The 16206-nt window shown below is 73.2% G+C and carries 22 protein-coding genes and 1 tRNA gene; 12 read left to right on the top strand and 11 right to left on the bottom strand.

Translation table 11 applies throughout. The annotated features are described in order from the left end of the window. Positions 1-184: 184 nt before the first annotated feature. Positions 185-448, bottom strand: a complete 264-nt coding sequence (locus ACZ63E_RS07150; protein ID WP_465309725.1) for a WhiB family transcriptional regulator — start codon at positions 446-448, stop codon at positions 185-187. Between the two features lie 602 nt (positions 449-1050). Here ACZ63E_RS07150 and ACZ63E_RS07145 point away from each other — a divergent pair. Both ACZ63E_RS07145 and ACZ63E_RS07140 read left to right on the top strand, forming a co-directional pair. Next, complete coding sequence (locus ACZ63E_RS07145; protein WP_465335057.1) at positions 1051-1539, top strand: RNA polymerase sigma factor; 489 nt, start codon at positions 1051-1053, stop codon at positions 1537-1539. 5 nt (positions 1540-1544) lie between these two features. Further along, entirely contained in the window at positions 1545-2282 is a 738-nt protein-coding gene (locus ACZ63E_RS07140) for a sigma-70 family RNA polymerase sigma factor (protein WP_465309721.1), read from the top strand. Between the two features lies 1 nt (position 2283). On the opposite strand, the gene ACZ63E_RS07135 is transcribed toward ACZ63E_RS07140, so the two are convergent. Continuing rightward, positions 2284-2874, bottom strand: coding sequence for an isochorismatase family protein (locus ACZ63E_RS07135; RefSeq protein ID WP_465335055.1), 591 nt, complete (start codon positions 2872-2874; stop codon positions 2284-2286). A gap of 121 nt (positions 2875-2995) precedes the next feature. Between ACZ63E_RS07135 and ACZ63E_RS07130 the strand changes: the two genes are divergently transcribed. Then, positions 2996-3985, top strand: coding sequence for a GlxA family transcriptional regulator (locus tag ACZ63E_RS07130; protein WP_465335053.1), 990 nt, complete (start codon positions 2996-2998; stop codon positions 3983-3985). Here ACZ63E_RS07130 and ACZ63E_RS07125 read toward each other — a convergent pair. Further along, positions 3982-4815, bottom strand: coding sequence for a LysR family transcriptional regulator (locus ACZ63E_RS07125; protein ID WP_465335051.1), 834 nt, complete (start codon positions 4813-4815; stop codon positions 3982-3984). The genes ACZ63E_RS07130 and ACZ63E_RS07125 overlap by 4 nt on opposite strands. A gap of 96 nt (positions 4816-4911) precedes the next feature. Here ACZ63E_RS07125 and ACZ63E_RS07120 point away from each other — a divergent pair, with 96 nt between their 5' ends. Further along, on the top strand, positions 4912-5886 hold the full coding sequence (locus ACZ63E_RS07120; RefSeq protein ID WP_465335049.1) for a bile acid:sodium symporter family protein: 975 nt from the start codon (positions 4912-4914) through the stop codon (positions 5884-5886). A 75-nt stretch (positions 5887-5961) separates the two neighbouring features. Further along, the gene (locus ACZ63E_RS07115) at positions 5962-6408 is read left to right on the top strand and encodes a hypothetical protein (RefSeq protein ID WP_465335047.1); all 447 of its coding nucleotides are present in this window, start codon (positions 5962-5964) and stop codon (positions 6406-6408) included. A gap of 28 nt (positions 6409-6436) precedes the next feature. On the opposite strand, the gene ACZ63E_RS07110 is transcribed toward ACZ63E_RS07115, so the two are convergent. Next, positions 6437-6727: a hypothetical protein gene (locus tag ACZ63E_RS07110; RefSeq protein WP_465335045.1), complete on the bottom strand. Its 291-nt coding sequence runs from the start codon at positions 6725-6727 to the stop codon at positions 6437-6439. Positions 6728-6915: 188 nt separating this feature from the next. On the opposite strand from ACZ63E_RS07110, the gene ACZ63E_RS07105 reads away from it, so the two are divergent. Further along, positions 6916-6989 (top strand) — tRNA-Ile (locus ACZ63E_RS07105). 33 nt (positions 6990-7022) lie between these two features. Here ACZ63E_RS07105 and ACZ63E_RS07100 read toward each other — a convergent pair. The 3 genes from ACZ63E_RS07100 to ACZ63E_RS07090 are packed head-to-tail and all read right to left on the bottom strand — an operon-like array spanning position 7023 to position 9406. Beyond that, positions 7023-7613 (bottom strand): dihydrofolate reductase family protein, encoded by a 591-nt coding sequence (locus ACZ63E_RS07100; protein ID WP_465335043.1) that lies wholly within the window; start codon positions 7611-7613, stop codon positions 7023-7025. Between the two features lie 5 nt (positions 7614-7618). Then, the gene (locus ACZ63E_RS07095; protein WP_465335041.1) at positions 7619-8404 is read right to left on the bottom strand and encodes a metalloregulator ArsR/SmtB family transcription factor; all 786 of its coding nucleotides are present in this window, start codon (positions 8402-8404) and stop codon (positions 7619-7621) included. A 33-nt stretch (positions 8405-8437) separates the two neighbouring features. Then, entirely contained in the window at positions 8438-9406 is a 969-nt protein-coding gene (locus ACZ63E_RS07090) for a hypothetical protein (protein WP_465335039.1), read from the bottom strand. Positions 9407-9583: 177 nt separating this feature from the next. Between ACZ63E_RS07090 and ACZ63E_RS07085 the strand changes: the two genes are divergently transcribed. Next, positions 9584-10588, top strand: coding sequence for a hypothetical protein (locus ACZ63E_RS07085; RefSeq protein WP_465335037.1), 1005 nt, complete (start codon positions 9584-9586; stop codon positions 10586-10588). 20 nt (positions 10589-10608) lie between these two features. Here the strand turns inward: ACZ63E_RS07085 and ACZ63E_RS07080 are convergent, their stop codons facing one another. Further along, the gene (locus ACZ63E_RS07080; protein ID WP_465335035.1) at positions 10609-10812 is read right to left on the bottom strand and encodes a hypothetical protein; all 204 of its coding nucleotides are present in this window, start codon (positions 10810-10812) and stop codon (positions 10609-10611) included. A 60-nt stretch (positions 10813-10872) separates the two neighbouring features. After that, positions 10873-11388 (bottom strand): hypothetical protein, encoded by a 516-nt coding sequence (locus ACZ63E_RS07075; protein WP_465335033.1) that lies wholly within the window; start codon positions 11386-11388, stop codon positions 10873-10875. A gap of 208 nt (positions 11389-11596) precedes the next feature. On the opposite strand from ACZ63E_RS07075, the gene ACZ63E_RS07070 reads away from it, so the two are divergent. Next, entirely contained in the window at positions 11597-11878 is a 282-nt protein-coding gene (locus ACZ63E_RS07070; protein WP_465335031.1) for an early set domain-containing protein, read from the top strand. A gap of 6 nt (positions 11879-11884) precedes the next feature. Here the strand turns inward: ACZ63E_RS07070 and ACZ63E_RS07065 are convergent, their stop codons facing one another. Continuing rightward, positions 11885-12598 carry a LysR family substrate-binding domain-containing protein gene (locus tag ACZ63E_RS07065; protein WP_465335029.1) on the bottom strand — a complete coding sequence of 238 codons (714 nt, stop codon included), beginning with the start codon at positions 12596-12598 and terminating at the stop codon, positions 11885-11887. 42 nt (positions 12599-12640) lie between these two features. Here ACZ63E_RS07065 and ACZ63E_RS07060 point away from each other — a divergent pair, with 42 nt between their 5' ends. From ACZ63E_RS07060 to ACZ63E_RS07045, 4 genes are all read left to right on the top strand, one after another. Beyond that, positions 12641-13012 (top strand): DUF5997 family protein, encoded by a 372-nt coding sequence (locus ACZ63E_RS07060; RefSeq protein WP_465335027.1) that lies wholly within the window; start codon positions 12641-12643, stop codon positions 13010-13012. A 2-nt stretch (positions 13013-13014) separates the two neighbouring features. Continuing rightward, positions 13015-14223, top strand: a complete 1209-nt coding sequence (locus ACZ63E_RS07055; protein WP_465335025.1) for a kynureninase — start codon at positions 13015-13017, stop codon at positions 14221-14223. A gap of 77 nt (positions 14224-14300) precedes the next feature. Continuing rightward, positions 14301-14738, top strand: coding sequence for a MarR family winged helix-turn-helix transcriptional regulator (locus ACZ63E_RS07050; RefSeq protein ID WP_465335024.1), 438 nt, complete (start codon positions 14301-14303; stop codon positions 14736-14738). 11 nt (positions 14739-14749) lie between these two features. Next, on the top strand, positions 14750-15583 hold the full coding sequence (locus tag ACZ63E_RS07045; protein ID WP_465335022.1) for a haloalkane dehalogenase: 834 nt from the start codon (positions 14750-14752) through the stop codon (positions 15581-15583). A 4-nt stretch (positions 15584-15587) separates the two neighbouring features. Here the strand turns inward: ACZ63E_RS07045 and ACZ63E_RS07040 are convergent, their stop codons facing one another. Continuing rightward, positions 15588-16199 carry a TetR/AcrR family transcriptional regulator gene (locus tag ACZ63E_RS07040; protein WP_465335020.1) on the bottom strand — a complete coding sequence of 204 codons (612 nt, stop codon included), beginning with the start codon at positions 16197-16199 and terminating at the stop codon, positions 15588-15590. Between the last annotated feature and the right edge of the window lie 7 nt (positions 16200-16206).

Raw genomic sequence — 16206 nt, 5'->3', positions numbered from 1 at the left:
CCGGGGAGCCCGGGCACGAACGCGGAATGGGCGCGGTCAATACGCGAGTGCGAACGGCGTGAAAAAGCCCGAGTGGGTGACTCACTCGGAATCACCCACCCGGGCACACGACGTCCCGGAATCGATTTTCTCCGGATTCGTGTTTTTTGCTCCAGGCCGCCGGGAAGAGGTCACCGGGCGGCGGTCAAGCAGCTCGATGCCGTTGCGGCGCGCTGCGCACCAGCCGGCGGCGGTCCTCCGCGGTGGTGCCGCCGAAGACGCCGTGGTCGAGGCCGTTGTCGAGCGCGTAGCCGAGGCACTCGGCGCGCACCGGGCAGCGCGCGCACACGGCCTTCGCCTGCGCCGTCTGGCGACCACCGGGGCCGACCTCGGAGATCGGGAAGAACAGTTCCGGGTCCTCGTCCTTGCAGGCCGCGAGTTCCGCCCAGCCCGTCATCGTGGCTTCCATTTCCTTCGTTCACCTCCCTCAGCTCTTACTGTTTTCCATTGTCAGGGCGCGTCAACCGACTTGACCGCGGCGGGCGCGCGAGCGAATCCGCCTGGGTCAAGGGGGTTTTGGCTTCGGTCCCCGGCTCACCCTCCGGGCAACCAAGACTGCAACACATGAGAGTACGCCTTTCTTCCCCGGATCTCGATGTTGATCACGTCACTCGATCGGCGAGATCTCGCGCCGGCGGCACCCGGCCGAGCACCACCGGCCCGTCCCCGCCGACCGCTTCCGCCCGTGCGGACGGCGGGCCCGGCTTCCCGCACCCGGCAAGGCTTTCCGGTCCGGGCGCGGACCGAACCCGCACCAGGCCCCGGCGGAGATCTCCACCCGGCGGGCCCGCGCCGCGGCACCTCCGTCCGGGCCGCGGCGGTGACCGGAACTCACCGTTCGCGGCCTCGCGTCCGTGGGGGTACCCAAGATCCACCGCGCCCATTCGTCACATCGCGTCACCGATCCGGAGCAGTGCATTACTCCTCTCGGGCAGTCTTGACCGGATCGTTACACGTAGCGGTCACCTCACCGCTCCTGTTCCTGTGGAGGCGAGGGGCGGTGAGGGGTCCGTGTGCGGTCACGACGAGTTCGACGCGTTCTTCCGCGCCGACTTCCCGCCGCTGGTGGCGTTCCTGTGCAAGGCCGGTTTCGAGGCCGAGAACGCGCGTGACGTCGCCGCCGAGGCGATGCTGCACGCGCTGGAGGCGTGGCCGACCCTCGAGGACCCGCGCGCCTGGGTGCGCCGGGTCGCCGGGCGGCTGCTCGACGCGGCGGGCGACCTGCGCGCGGACTGGACGCTCGCCGGCGACCCGCGGGACGACGAGAAGCTGGGCGCGCTGGTCGAGCAGCACGCCGGTCTCATCGACCTGCTCGCCTCCCTCCCCGGTCAGCAGCGGACGGTGCTGGCCTGGTCGCTCGACGGGTTCACGCCGACCCAGATCGCCGAGGCGCTGCGCATCGCGCCCGCGACCGTCCGCTCCAACCTCCGCCACGTGCGCGAACGCCTCCGGCGCCAGCGGGCCGCGGCACCCGACGAGAAGCGGGACAGGGAAAGGTGAGCACCATGCCGGCAACCGAGTACGGGGATCGGGCGATCACCGAGCTGCTGCGGGAGTCCAACACCGCGCTGCACGACTCGCTGCGCGTCGGCCTCGACGTCGAAGGCACCTTGCTGCGGGTGCGCGGCCGGGCCCTCGTCCGGGAGATCGCCGCGGCGCCGCCGCCCGAGGCGTTCCCCAGCCACTGGCGCCGCCACGACGAGCCGGTGGCCGACGCGATCGCCGGGGACGACGCCGCGACCGCCCGGCTGCTCGCCACCATCCGGCCGCTGGTCGTGCGCTACTGCCGGGCCCGTGTCGGCCGGAACGAGCGGTCCTTCGCCTCGGCGGACGACGTCGCCCAGGAGGTGTGCCTCGCCGTGCTCACCGCGCTGCCGTCCTACCGCGACCAGGGCCGCCCGTTCCTCGCCTTCGTCTACGGCATCGCCCAGCACAAGGTCGCCGACGCGCACCGCGCCGCGGCCCGCAACCGCACCGACCCGGTGCCCGAGGTCCCCGACGGCGTCAGCGAAAGCGCCGGCCCGGAGCAGCAGGCGCTGCGGTTCGAGCTGAACGAGCGGCTCGCCCGGCTGCTGGACGTGCTGCCGCCGAAGCAGCGGGAGATCGTCGTGCTCCGGGTGGTCGTCGGGCTGTCGGCGGAGGAGACGGCCGGGGCGGTCGGCTCGACACCCGGCGCCGTGCGGGTCGCCCAGCACCGCGCGCTGGCCCGGCTGCGAAGACTCCTGACCGGCGAAGAGGACTGACTCACCGCAAATCCGCGACGCCCGGAACGACCACGCCGTACAGGTCGCCGATGGTCGCCAGCGCGCTGTGGTGCAGCTCCGTGGCCGTCACCGCCGCGACCGGCGTCGCCAGCGGCCGGGTCGCGCAGGCGGCCGCGACGACGGTCGGGCGGTTGCCGCGCAGGAACGCGCCCTCGGCGGTGAACGTGACGCACATGTTCGTCATGAACCCGGCGATGACCACGTCCTCGTGCCCGGCGGCGTCGACCCGCTCGCCGAGCTCGGTGCCGACGAAGCCGTTCGGCGCCTTCTTGACCACGACGGCCTCGCCGTCGACCGGGGCGACGTCCGGGTGGATGGCGCCGATCTCGGCCCGCACGTCGTACGGCGTGCCTTCGCCGCCGTCGTTGACGACGTGGACCACCGTCGTCCCGGCGGCTCTGGCCGCGGCGAGCAGCTCCTGGGCCGCGGCCAGCGCGGGCCGCCACCCGTCGAGCTCCATCACGCCGCGCGTGTAGGTGTTCTGGTAGTCGACCAGGATCAGCGTCGAGCCGGCCAGTGCGGCCGGGGTCCCGTCGAGCCCGGAGAGCTCGCGCAACGTCGTCCTCGCCATGTTCGGTGTCCTTTCCTTGGCACTGCCCGGTTTCTCCGGACGCATCCGACGCTAAGCTCGGCGGTGCGTGTCGGCAATGACACGCTTGACGCAGAAACCGACATCGACGGAACGGACCCCGATGGAGCACCCCGAGCGGCTGGTCGTGGTCGTCCTCTTCGACCGGGTCGACCTCCTCGACGTGACCGGCCCGGCCGAGGTCTTCTCGCTGCTGCAACGGGAGCTCGACCGGCCGTCGGGCTACCGCGTGCTCCTCGCCGCCGAGACGCCGGACCCGGTGACGACCTCCGCCGGGGTGCGCGTCCTGCCGGACGTCACCTTCGGCGAGCTGGCCGGCACGCCGATCGACAGCCTGGTCGTGCCGGGCGCGGTGACCGTCGGGGAGAACCGGGAGATCGTCGCCCGGTGCGACCCGGCCGTGGTCGAGACCGTGCGCCGGCTGGCCGGCCAGGCCCGCCGGGTGGCGTCGGTGTGCGTCGGGGCGCACCTGCTGGCGGCGGCCGGGCTGCTCGACGGCAAGCGCGCCACCACGCACTGGTCCACCGCCCGCCAGCTCGCCGCGGAGCACCCCGGCGTCACTGTCGACGCCGACCCGATCTTCATCCGCGACGGCAGCGTGTGGACCGGGGCCGGGTTGAGCGCCTGCCTGGACCTCGCCCTGGCCCTGGTCGCGGACGACTTCGGCGCCGGGCCGGCGGCCCGGGTGGCCCGCCAGCTCGTCATGTTCCTCCGGCGGCCGGGCGGGCAGAGCCAGTTCAGCGTCGGCGTCGAGCCGGCGTCCGCGACCCGGCGCGTCGACGACCTGCGCCAGCACATCGCCGCCCACCTCGCCGACGCGCTGACCGTGACCGACCTGGCCGCCCGGGCGCACCTGACCGACCGGCAGCTCACCCGGGTGTTCAAGGCCGAGCTGGGCATGACGCCGGCCGCCTACGTGGAGCACGCGCGGGTCGAGGCGGCCCGGCAGCGGCTGGAAACCACCGACGACTCGCTCTCGCGCGTCGCCGCCACCTGCGGTTTCGGCACGGTTTCCACGCTGACCCGGGCCTTCCGCCGGACGGTGAACACCACGCCGGGCGAGTACCGCGAGCGGTTCCGCGTCGTGGCCTAGCGGCGGACGCTGTCCAGGACGAACTCCTCCAGCGCGGCCGCCGGTCCCTCGCGGGATTCGCGGGACAGCAGCATGAACTCGATCTCGCCGGGCTCGGGCAGGCCGTCGAGCTCGACGAGGTCGGCCGGGACGAGGCTGCGCGCGTGCAGCGTGACCCCCAGCCCGGCGGCCGCCGCGGCCCGCAAGCCGGTGAGGCTCGACGTCTGGCACGCGGCCCGCCATTCCAGCCCGGCGCGTTCGAGGCACTCAACGGCGAGCTGCCGCGTGATCGACGGCATCGGGTACTGCACCAGCGGCACGGGCTGGCCGGGCTCGAGCAAGGTCGCCGCCGACCCGATCCAGACCAGCGGCTCCCGCCACAGCAGCCGGCCGTGGTGCGCGCCCGGACGGCGCTTGCCCAGCACCAGGTCCAGCTGCCCGGCCCGCAGCCGCTGCGCGAGGACGTCCGAAAGCTCGACGGTCAGCTCGACGTCGACCAGCGGGTGACTGCGGCGCAGCCGGTGCAGGATCTCCGGCAGCTCGCCGAGCGCGAAGTCTTCCGAAACGCCGAAACGCACCCGGCCGCGCAGCTCGGCGCCGCGGAAGTGCCGCTCCGCGCGCTCTTCGGTGTCGACGATCGTCTGCGCGAACCCCAGCATCGCCTGCCCGCGCGCGGTGAGCTCGACGGTGTGGGTGTCGCGGGCGAAGAGCAGCCCGCCCGAGTCGCGTTCGAGCCGGCGGACGTGCTGGCTGACGGTCGGCTGCCCGACCCCCAGCCGCCGCGCGGCCGCGGTGAAGCTGCGCGTCTCGGCGACGGCGAGGAACGAACGGCACAGCCGGGGGTCCAGCACCCGGCCACTCTATCGCGATCGCCGATAACAGTCAGTCCGGTCATCGGGGTTCACAATGAGCACCGGGTTGCCGAGAATAGCCGTGAGAGGAGATCCATGCCCCGGTTACGTCTCGACCCGTTCATCGTCGCCATCCTCGCCACCGTCGGCGTCGCGACCCTCCTGCCCGCGTCGGGAGTAGTGGCCGACGGCTTCGGCACCGCCACCACGATCGCCGTCGGGCTGCTGTTCTTCCTGTACGGCGCCCGGTTGTCGACGCAGGAAGCCGTGGAGGGGCTGCGGCACTGGCGGCTGCACGCGGTGGTGCTCGCCGCGACCTTCGTGCTGTTCCCGCTGCTCGGCCTGGCGCTGTTCCTGCTGCCGTCGTCGGTGCTGCCGCCCGCACTGGCCGCCGGGGTCCTGTTCCTGACGGTGCTGCCCTCGACCGTGCAGTCGTCGATCGCGTTCACCTCGATCGCGCGCGGCAACGTCGCGGCCGCCATCTGCAGCGCGTCGCTGTCCAACCTGGCCGGGGTCGTGCTGACACCGCTGCTGGTGGCGCTGCTGCTCTCCGGCGACGGCGCCGGGGTCGACGGCTCGGCCGTGCTCGGGATCGTGCTGCAGCTGCTGGCGCCGTTCGTGGCCGGGCAGCTGGCGCGCCGCTGGATCGGCGGCTGGATCACCCGCAACTCGGGCCCGCTCAAGCTGTTCGACCGCGGCTCGATCCTCCTGGTCGTCTACACGGCGTTCAGCGCGGGCATGACCGAGGGCATCTGGCACCGCCTCGACGTCGGCCACCTGCTGGTGCTCGTGCTGGTCTGCGGCGTGCTCCTGGCGGCGGTGCTCGCCACGACCGGCTGGGGCGCCCGCCTGCTGGGCTTCGCCCGCGCCGACCGGATCACGATCGTGTTCTGCGGGTCGAAGAAGAGCCTGGCCAGCGGCCTCCCGATGGCGACGGTGCTGTTCGGGCACGCGCAGGTGGGCCTGATCGTGCTGCCGTTGATGCTGTTCCACCAGATCCAGCTGATCGTCTGCGCGACGCTGGCCCGGCGGTACGCCGATGCCGCGGTGGAGGAGCTCGTGCCCGCCTGACCTGAACGGTCCACTGTGGACGGCGTAACAGCGCGCGGCGGCGGGGCGACTCCGGGGGCCTAGGGAGGGATCGTCATGACACGAACCGTGATCGCGGCCTTGGCCGGCGCTCTGGTGGTGACGGCGGGCGCGGTGGTCTTCACCGGCGCGTCGGCCGCCGTGGGGCCGGCGCCCGCGCCGATCGTCCAAGCGGCGCAGGCCACCTGCACGACCGACGGTGGCGGCTTCTGCACCGTCACGCACAGCCTCGGCAAGGCGCCGGAGGCGGTGGTCGTCTCGGCGAACACGCCGAGCCCGTTCAACGCGTTCGTGCTCAACACGGCGCAGGGCTCCTACACCGCGAGCACGTTCCAGGTGCGGGCGATGTTCACCCAGACCACGCCGAAGACCTTCGGCCAGATCTGGTTCACCTACGCGGCTTACGGCGCGGCGGCGGCACCGCCCACCACGACACCTCAGACGACCACCAAGGCACCGACCACCACGCCTACGCCTACAACAACACCGACCACTGCTCCGTGAGCCGCGGAATCCGCCGTCTTCGCCTTGCCTACCAACGCTTTCCGCGCGGCCTGGGCGACGGCTTGTCCCGCAGCTCATCGGCAAAAATGGCGTCGACGCGCGAGTTCGCCCGGGACAGCACTCGCGCGGCGGCGCGGACCAGGTACCCGGCCGCGACCGCGAAGAGCAGCGCCAAGCCGATCACCGCGGAGTTCGCCACGAGCGCCTCCCGGTACTGGTGCGCGAGGTACCCCAGGCCCGCCCCCGCGGTGAGCGCGTCGAGCAGCGCGAGCCGGATCATCCGGTGGTCGGGCAGCACGGCCCGGTGTGCACTGGCCAAAGGTCAGCCCTCCCGCCGTTCCGGTCAGCGGTGACGCCCTTGCAACCTAGACGAGCCTCCCCCGGTCGGCAGCCGTTTCAACCTGTTTGGCCTACCGGATCTCCCCGGATGGCCGCTGTGATAACTTGAAGCGAACTGAGTCTTCTTTGCGCATGCAAATCCCCGTGCCGCCTGCGCGCCGGGGCCAGGGGGCGGTAGCTCAGTTGGTTAGAGCAGGGGACTCATAATCCCTTGGCCGCGGGTTCGAGCCCCGCCCGCCCCACCCACTCCTGCTCGAGCCGAGCGCCCCTTGTCCTCAAAGGACCCGGTCGTACACCACGGCCGTCTCCCCCAGCTCGCCGGTCTCGTAGTGGGCGAGCCCCCACTTGGACGCAGGCAGGCCGTCATCGAACAGCCGTGGCCCGCCGCCGGTGATCTCCGGGCAGACCAGCAGGTACAGCCGGTCGAGCAGGTCCGCCGCGAGCAGCGCCTTGATCACGCTCACGCTGCTGTTCACCAGAATGTCGCCCGATCCCGACGCCTTGAGCTCGGTGACGACGTCCGCGGCCGGGGCGTTCACCAGGCGCGTGCGCTCCCACGGCGCCTCGGTCAACGTCGTCGAGAAGACGACCTTCTCCGTGTCCACCAGCCACTTCGCGTACCCGCGGTCGCGCGGGTCGGCGGTCTCGTCCGCGGCGACCGTGGGCCAGAAACCCAGGAAACCCTCGGCGTTGCGCCGGCCGAGCACCGCGGTCGTCGCGTTTTCCCAGATACGCGTGAGCTGGCCTCGCGCGACCTCCGTGGTCGCGTACGGGACGATCGCGCCCAGGTCGCCCGGCCCGCCGGGGCCGGTGTAGCGGCCGTCGAGGGTGATGCTCAGGTTCGCGGTCACTCTGCGGTCGGTCACGGTGATCAGTCCTTTCCCGGGGTGAGCACATCGGTGAGGCGGTCGAGCACCTGACCCCAGCCGGTCTTGATGCCGGCGATGGCGGGGACGGCTTCGACGGTCGTCGCGGTGACGCGCAGGCCGAGCCGCAACCGCGTGCCCTCCGGCGCCGCGGCGAGCTCGAGGTCGTAGTGGCCGGTGAACGACGCTTCGCCGGCCACCGCGAGGGTGAACACGAGCCGCCCCGGCGGTTCGGCGAGGCTGACCCGGCCTTCGGAGCGGTAGACGCCGTCGGCGTCCCGGTAGTCGAGCACGGCCCGCCCGCCCGCTCGCGGTTCGAGCGCGCACGCGGTGATCGTCATGGACGACGGCGCCCACCAGGACGCCAGCAGGTCCGCGTCGGTCCAGTGCCGCCAGACGACGTCGCGGGGCGCGGCCAGCAGCCGCTCGAAAGCGAACGTGCGCCCGTCCGCCCACCCGTCGCGATCCGCGGTCTCCCGCTCGATCGCGGCGCGGTACCGCGCGACGACGTCCCGCTCACCCTCGTGCGCCTCGGTGGTTTCGGCCAGCTCCCGCAGCCGGCCCGCGAGCGCAGCCAGCGGTAGCGCTTCGAGCGCGTAGACCCGGCGCTGCCCGAGCGGGAAGACGGCGACGAGCCCGGCGCGGGCCAGGGTCTGGAGGTGCTTGGTGGTCTGCGGCTGTCGCAGCCCGGTCAGCTCGGCCAGCTCCCCCACCGACCGGGGACGTTCGGCGAGGAGCTCGACGATGCGCCACCGAGCTGCGTCCCCCAAGGCTGCCGCGATCTGATCCACGCACCGAAGTATTCATCGAACAGAATATTCAAGTCAAGGAATATCTTCGTTCAGCCACCGCAGCCCGTACGCGTACCCGAGCTGGGGCGCGGCGAAGTCCTGCGCCACCTCGTGGGCGCCGTCGAGCAGCAGCGTCTCGCCCGGCTCGGGCGGGTCGGTGAGCACCGAAGGCGGCACCCGGTCCAGCCGCCAGACCGCGCGCGGCGGCCGATGCGGGTCGAAGCGGACGCGCACGGTGAACGACTCGCACGTCACCAGCGGCACGAACGTGTAGGACGGCCGGATCGGGCGGCCGTCCCGGATCCGGTACACCAGCGAATACGTGTGGCTGTCGCCGCGGGACAGCGGCCGCGGCAGGTCGAGCAGCAGGCGGAAGTGGCGCCGCCCCTCCCGGTTCGCCTCGCTGATCCGGACGCCGTGCTGGGCGTCGGCGTCGACCCGGCGCTCGCCGTCCCGGCCGTCTTCGATGCGCGGCACGGTGAACTGCGCGGAGATCCGGCTCAGGCCGTCGCGGGTCGCGACGATCAGCCGTTCCTCGATCAGCTCCGGCTCGTCGGTGTCCAGCCGCACGAGGGCCTTGAGCTGCTTGACGAACCAGCCCCGGTCCGGGTCGGGCGCACCCTCGCCGGGGTGGGCGCCGGCCTCGATCTCGGCGGCGAGCCGGGCGAACGCGCGGTCGATCCGGCGCCGGGCCGTGCGTTCGGAGACCCGCAGCCGGTCGGCCAGGACGCCGACCCGGGCGCTGAGCAGGGCGTGCTGCGCGCCGGGGGCGATGCCGAGCGCGACGTTGACCGCGAGCCGGTCGTCGGCCGGGAACTCGGCGATCGCGGCCGCGATCGCCTCCCGCACGACGCGTCGCGCCTCGCGGTCGTTCGCCGTCCGGTGGACCTCACACCAGCCGGAGACGAGCGGCCCGAGCCTCGTGCGCAGCCGTTCGGCTTCCAGCCCCCAGCCCCGGCGCAGCCTGGTGAGCTCCCGGAGCAGACCGTCCTCGTGTGCCATGGGAACCCGATTGTGGCACGCGGACCGCGGCGCGATCGGCGGTGCCGGCTGCGCTGATCAGGTGATTCGCGGGTGGCCAGTGGTTGGCCAGTCCGGCGTGCATTCGGCCTGCCGCGGGCCTTTTCCGGTTCTCCCGCTGACCGACCATTTTCCGGTCGACGACATCGGGGAGGACCGTTGCTCGACAGTACCCACCCGGCGATCGGGCCGGCCGACGTCGCGGGGCTGCGCCGGCTGGCCCGCGACGGCCGGCTCGCGGGCTCCGCTTCGGCCGCCCCGCCCGGCGACCTGGCGCGGCTGCGCGGCGCCGTCTACACCCTGGCCTGGCCACTGGTCTTCACGCGGATCACCAAGCCGCTGGAGCGGCAGCGCCGGCACCCGGACTGCGCCCGCGGGCTCCGCTGGCTGCGGCCGGACTGCCTCGACCGCTTCCACGACGACGTCGAAGCGGTGGTGGAGCACGCGCTGCGGCGGGCGGTCGACCCGATCGAGAACCTCGAAGGCTGGCTGGCCACCCGCTTGAGCCCGGCCGCGGTCGACGCCCACCGGCGGCGGCGCGGCGAAATCGGGGCGCTGCAACGACCTCGGCTCCCGGGCTGGCTGGGCGAAGCCCTCGGCGGCGACCGCTGGCTGTGCGACCTGGCCGTCCAGATCCTGACGTGGGTCGGCGTGCCGGCGACGGCGGGCGCGGAGCTGTGGCCCCTGGACGGCTGGGCGGCCCGGCGCGCGGAGCTCACCGGGACGTCGCCGGCCGGCCGGGACACACGCGACACGCTCGACCGCGAGGTCCGGCGGGTGCTGGCGGCGATGCGGACGCGCCCGAAGTGGTACGCGGCGCACGTCGAGCAGCCGCTCGGGCACAAGCAGGCCCCGGTCGCCCCGGCCCCGGCGGACAGCCCGGTGGACCTGCCCGCGCTGGAGCTGGTCCGCCCGCACGAGGTCGAAGACGCCCGGCTGGCGGGACTGGCGGAGCAGGCCCTGCAGGCGATCGAGACCCGCCTCGACCGCGGCGACGACCCGGCGCTCGCGGTCACCTCGGTGGTCCGCCTGCTGTTCGGCGACCGGCCGGACGTGGTGGCGCAGCGAGGATCGGCACGGGACGACTGGGTGAGCGCGGCACTGGCGGACCCGGCGCGGCTCGAGCAGATCGTGGCGACGGTCCTGGCGGTGCTCGACCGCTGAGAGGCGCGCGGGCGCAGCTTTCACGGCGAAAGTGACGGCTCGCCGGAGCCCTCGTCCGCCACCGCGCGGCGACGTGCCTCGAACACCTCCGCCAGCACCGCAGCGGGACAGCCCGCGAGCCGCGCGCGGGTCCACGCCGCCGTCAACTCCTTGTGCAGCAACGCACCCAGCGCCGTCCGGGCGCCGTCCGTGAGTCTCGCGAGCGGGGCCGGTGGTTCGGTCACCCCGGCCTCCTCTCGCCTACGCCGGCTTCGCCCGGCCCAGCCATCTCCTGACGGACACGCTCAGCGCCACCACGGCGGTGGCGGCGCCGGCAGCCGCAGCGGGCACCCGGTGTGGCCGCCCCGCCAGCAGTCGGCGAGCCAGTGGGTCAGCGCGACCGGGCCCAGGAGGCTGTCCTCCCACACCGGGGTCAGCTCGCCCGCCTTGCGCAGCACCGATTCGGCGGTGCCGCAGAACACCACGATCGCGGCGACCGCGGCGTCGGCCCGGGCGGCAGGCCAGGCGACCGCGGCTCCGGGCAGCCGGGCCGGGATGGCCAGGCCGGTGCCGACGGTCCAGTCGCGCGCCAGCTGCACCGCGAGGTCGAACTCGACGGCTTCGGCGTGGCGCTGCCGGACCTGCCAGCGCGGGGAGACCGCGGCGGCGTGCAACCCGGCCAGCCGGGCGGCGACCAGGCCGTCCCACACCGCACGGAGCACCGCCCGCGTATCGGCCGGGGGCAGCCCGGCGAGGTCGTGGGTGACGGCGCCGAGCCAGGCACACGGGTCCTTGACATGACGATCAACGGTGACGGTCACGGCAGCCAGTCTCGCACCTGAACACAGCTCCGGCAGCAAGATGATCATGGTTCGCGGCAGGACCACCCGGTCGGTGGCGAACCGATGAGCGGCGTCGTCATTCCTTCGGGCACTGCGGGTGACCGAACCGTCACCACTGTGCCATCATGTCGGCGCTCAGTGCCGAGCACGTCCGCCCGACCGTCACCCGTGAAAGGCCGTCACCGCAGTGATCAAGATCAGCAAGAGCCGGGCCGGCACGCAGCGCGTCACCTTCAGCCTGCCCGCCGGAGCCCCGCCCGGACGGGTGAGCGTCGTCGGGTCGTTCAACGACTGGACGCCCGGGCGCCACCACCTCACCCCGCGCTCCAACGGCCGCCGCTCGGCGTCGGTCGACGTCGTGCCGGGCACCGTGCTGCAGTTCCGCTACCTCGGCGAGAACGGCTTCTGGTTCGACGACCCCGATCTGCCTGACCGCGCCGACGGCAACTGCGTCTGCTCGACGAACTGACCGCGCTCAGGAGCGGCGGCGGGGCTTCCCGCGCTTCGCCGGACCGCCGCCGCTTCGCCGGACAGGCTTCTTCGCGACGGGCTTCCGCTCCGGGCGCTTGCGTTCCGCCGGCGCCTGCGAGCGGCCGCGCGTGCTGTTGACCGTGCGGCCGCGGACGACGCCGATGAACTCCTCCATCAGGTCCGACGTCTCCTCCTCGAGCCACGACAACGCGACGCTCGACTGCGGCGCGTCCCCGACCGGCCGGTAGGTGAGGTCACGGCGGTGGTGCAGCCGGGCGAGCGACTGCGGGACGAACAGCACCCCGACGCCGGCCGCCACCAGCTCGATCGCGTCCGCCGTCGTCGCCGGGCGCTCGAGCGCCGGGCGGCCCGGCAGCTCCGGCCACTCCAGCGTGTCGTCCAGCGGGTGCAGCACGACGTCGTCCGCCAGGTCCACGATGGACACTTCGTCGGCCGCGGCGGCCAGGTGGTCCTTGGGCACCACGACGACCGTCGTCTCGGTGTAGAGCGGGATGGCGTGCAGGCCGTCGCGGTCGATCGGCGACCGCAGCAGCGCCGCGTCCGCGCCGCGCTCGCGCAGCAGCCCCGTCGCGTCCGCCGCGGCGACCGGGACGAGGACCAGCGGGACCGCCGGCATCCGCTCGCCCCAGGTCCGCACCCACTTGGCGGGGGTCGCTCCCGGGACGTAGCCGAGCTTGAAGGAGACGGGGTCGGTCACCGGGTCAGGTTACCGGGGGTGACGCTGGCTACCCTGGACGGCATGACGTCGCACAAGACCACCCAGACCATGAAGGCCGCGACGGCGGCGAAGAAACTGGGTGTGTACCTCGAAGCCACGCCCGCCGAGTTCCAGGAGGGCGTCGTCTCGCGCGACGAGCTGAACACGTTGCAGACCGACCCGCCCGAGTGGCTGCGCGAGCTGCGCCGCACCGGCCCGCACCCGCGGCAGGTGGTCGCGGCGAAGCTGGGCGTCTCCATCGGCGGCCTCACCCGCGGTGGCATCACCGACCCGCTCACCACCGAGCAGATCGAAGCGCTGAAGACCGAAAGCCCCGAGTGGCTGGTGCGCGAGCGCGCCACCCAGGCCGAGGTGCGCAAGGAAGCCGCGCGGGTCAAGGAAGAAAAGCACTGAGCGTGGACACCTCGGCCGAGCGGGCCGCGCGCCTCGACGCCGAAGACGGGCTCGCCGGGTTCCGGGAGCGGTTCGTGCCGATCACCGATCCCGGGGTGGTCGCCTACCTCGACGGCAACTCGCTGGGCCGCCCACTGCGCGCCACCGCCGAGCGGCTGCAGGAGGTCGTCGGGCAGGAGTGGGGCGCGCGGCTCATCCGGTCGTGGGAAGAACGGTGGCTCGCGCTGCCCGAGCAGCTCGGTGACGAGCTGGGCCGCGTCGCGCTCGGCGCCGCACCCGGGCAGACGATCGTCGCCGACTCGACGTCGGTGTGCCTTTACAAGGTGCTCCGCGCGGCGGTCGCGCTGCGGCCGGACCGCGACGAGATCGTCACCGACACCGCGAACTTCCCGACCGACCGGTTCCTCGTCGAGAGTGTCGCCGCCGAATTGGGCGCCGCGGTGCGGTGGATCGACACCGCCGACGTCCGCCCCGAAGACGTCGCGGCGGTCACCGGGCCGCGGACCGCCGCCGTCGTGCTGTCCCATGTGGACTACCGGTCGGCGGCGATCGCCGACCTCGCGGGCATCACGCGGCTGGCGCACGACCGCGGCGCCCTCACCGTCTGGGACCTCTGCCACAGCGTCGGCTCGATCCCCGTCGCGCTCGACGCCGACGGCGCCGACTTCGCCGTCGGCTGCACGTACAAGTTCCTCAACGCCGGCCCCGGCGCGCCCGCGTTCCTCTACGTGAACTCCCGCCACCACCAGGAGTTCGGGCAGCCGATCACCGGCTGGATGGGCGCGGCGGACACCTTCGGCATGGCCGAGCGCTACGTGCCCGCGCCCGGCATCCGCCGCGCGCTGTCCGGCACCCCGCCGGTGCTCGGCATGATCGGCGTCCGGGAAGGGGTCGCACTGCTGGCCGAAGCCGGCATCGACCGGGTGCGGGCCAAGGCCGTCGCGCTCGGCCGCTGGGTGCTCGACCTCGCCGACGCGTGGCTCGTCCCCCTCGGCTTCACGGTGGCCTCGCCGCGCGAGGACGCCCGCCGCGGCGGGCACGTCACCTTGCGGCACCCGGACGCCGAACAGCTTTCCCAGGTCCTCATCGAGAACGGCGTCCTGATCGACTTCCGCCGTCCGGACGGCATCCGCGTCGGGCTCAGCCCGCTGACCACCGGGTTCACCGAGGTCCGCCAGGCGATGGCGCGCATCCGGGAGCTCGCCGCCTGATCCGGCTCGGCACCAGCGGAGCGTTCTCGGCGGCCAGATAGTAGCCATGTACTTAGTAGCCATGTACTGTATCTGGCATGAGCACTCCGGGACACCTCGTCTGGCGGCTGTCGATGAAGTGGCGGGCGGCCGTCGACCGCGCCCTCGCCCCGATCGGCCTGACGCACGCCCAGTACGTCTTCCTGGCCTCGCTCTCCGGGCTGGAGCGCGCCGGAACCAGCCCGAGCCAACGGGAACTGGCCGACCACACCGGACTGGAAGCGCTCTACGTCTCGAAGCTCGCGCGCACCCTCGACACCGACGGCCTGGTCGACCGCACCCGCGACCCCGCCGACACCCGCACCATCCGGCTGGCCCTCACCGCGCGCGGCCGCGAGGTCGTCGAGCCGGCGATCACGACCGTGGCCGAGCTGCTCGACCGGCTCCTCGCGCCGCTCGGCGGCCGGGACGGCGACCGCACCGCCGCGCTGACCCGCGAGCTCACCGTCCTCCTCGACACCCCACTGGAACCCTGAAGGGACAAGCCATGACCCTCTACCACGAAGAATCCGGCGCCGGCACGCCGATCGTCTTCCTGCACGGCAACCCCGGTTCGTCACACGGCTGGCGCCACGTCCGCCCGCACGTCGGCGGCGGCCGGCTGCTCGCGCCCGACCTCATCGGCATGGGCCGCTCCCCGAAGCCCGACCTCGGCTACAGCTTCGACGACCACGCCCGGCACCTCGACGCCTGGTTCGACGAGCTCGGCCTGGACGACGTCGTCCTCGTCGGGCACGACTGGGGCGGCGCGCTCGCCTTCGACCACGCCGCGCGGCATCCCGGCCGGGTGCGCGGGATCGCCTTCTTCGAAACCATCGTGAAGCCGATGGCCTGGGAAGACCTGACCCCGCAGGCGGCGGAGCGGTCGCGGAAGATCCGCACGCCGGGGGTCGGCGAGGACATGGTGCTGACGCAGGATCTTTTCGTCCGGCAGGCGTTCACCGGCGGCGTCCGCACACCCGTCGGCGAGGACGACCTGGCCGCCTACCTCGCGCCGTTCCCCACTCCCGAGAGCCGCCGGCCGGTGCTCGCCTGGGCCCGGCAGCTGCCGCTCGGCGGTGAGCCGGCCGGGCTCGTCTCGCGCATCGAGGCCTACGACGAGTGGCTCGCCACCAGCACCGACGTCCCGAAGCTGCTCATGACGTTCGAAGGATCCCCGACGCTGCTCATCGGCGAGGCGATGACCCGGTGGTGCGAAGCGAACATCGCCGCGCTGGACGTCGTCGCGTGCGGGGAAGCCGGGCACCACGCGCAGGAGGACCGGCCGAAGGAGATCGGCACCGAGATCTCCGCGTGGCTGGACCGCCACGGACTCCGCTGAGCCGTCAGGTGTGGCGCAGCGGCGGGACGACGTCGGCGCCGAGGACGCGGGCCGCCACCCACGCCAGCCCGTCCGCCGTGCGCGCCGGTGTGTCCGACGGCTGCACGACGTGGCTGAGCACCGCGCGGACGACCAGGTCGATCACCACGGCGACCTGCTCGTCGGTGAGCGCCGGCCGGTAGGCCAGCACGCGCACGGTCAGCATCGCCTTCGCCCGCGCGAGCAGCGTGCCGGCCTGGGTGGTCAGCAGCGGCAGGAGCTCGCTGGCCGCGCCGTGTGACGCGGAGGCGATCGCGCGCAGCAGGACGTTGTCCTCGGCCAGCTCCAGGACCGCGCGGACGGCGTCGTACATCGCCTCGACGAGGTCGGTCTCGTGGCGGTCGAAGGCCGCGTCGACCACCGAGAGGAAGCGCCCGAGCTCGTGCGAGACCATCGCTTCGGCGAGCGCGGCCTTGGAGCCGATCTCGTTGTAGACGGTCTGGCGGCTGACGCCGACCAGCTCCGCCAGCCGGGCCATCGTGACCGCCGGCCAGCCCGACCGCGCGGTCAGCTCGATCGCCGCGGTGATGATCGGCTGCCGGTGCTGTCCGCCCTCGGGCGCGAATCCCGTACTCATCGTCGTC

It is taken from the genome of Amycolatopsis sp. NPDC104819 (genome assembly GCF_055583145.1).
The sequence above is the reverse complement of the archived record's forward strand: the minus strand, read 5'-3'. Positions and strand labels throughout refer to the sequence as shown.

Bases quoted from the DNA above. Each gene is read 5' to 3' on its own strand.
- ACZ63E_RS07150 (WP_465309725.1), bottom strand. From the start codon at position 448: ATGGAAGCCACGATGACGGGCTGGGCGGAACTCGCGGCCTGCAAGGAC.
- ACZ63E_RS07140 (WP_465309721.1), top strand. From the start codon at position 1,545: ATGCCGGCAACCGAGTACGGGGATCGGGCGATCACCGAGCTGCTGCGG.
- ACZ63E_RS07135 (WP_465335055.1), bottom strand. From the start codon at position 2,874: ATGGCGAGGACGACGTTGCGCGAGCTCTCCGGGCTCGACGGGACCCCG.
- ACZ63E_RS07130 (WP_465335053.1), top strand. From the start codon at position 2,996: ATGGAGCACCCCGAGCGGCTGGTCGTGGTCGTCCTCTTCGACCGGGTC.
- ACZ63E_RS07120 (WP_465335049.1), top strand. From the start codon at position 4,912: ATGCCCCGGTTACGTCTCGACCCGTTCATCGTCGCCATCCTCGCCACC.
- ACZ63E_RS07115 (WP_465335047.1), top strand. From the start codon at position 5,962: ATGACACGAACCGTGATCGCGGCCTTGGCCGGCGCTCTGGTGGTGACG.
- ACZ63E_RS07090 (WP_465335039.1), bottom strand. From the start codon at position 9,406: ATGGCACACGAGGACGGTCTGCTCCGGGAGCTCACCAGGCTGCGCCGG.
- ACZ63E_RS07060 (WP_465335027.1), top strand. From the start codon at position 12,641: ATGACGTCGCACAAGACCACCCAGACCATGAAGGCCGCGACGGCGGCG.
- ACZ63E_RS07050 (WP_465335024.1), top strand. From the start codon at position 14,301: ATGAGCACTCCGGGACACCTCGTCTGGCGGCTGTCGATGAAGTGGCGG.
- ACZ63E_RS07045 (WP_465335022.1), top strand. From the start codon at position 14,750: ATGACCCTCTACCACGAAGAATCCGGCGCCGGCACGCCGATCGTCTTC.
- ACZ63E_RS07040 (WP_465335020.1), bottom strand. From the start codon at position 16,199: ATGAGTACGGGATTCGCGCCCGAGGGCGGACAGCACCGGCAGCCGATC.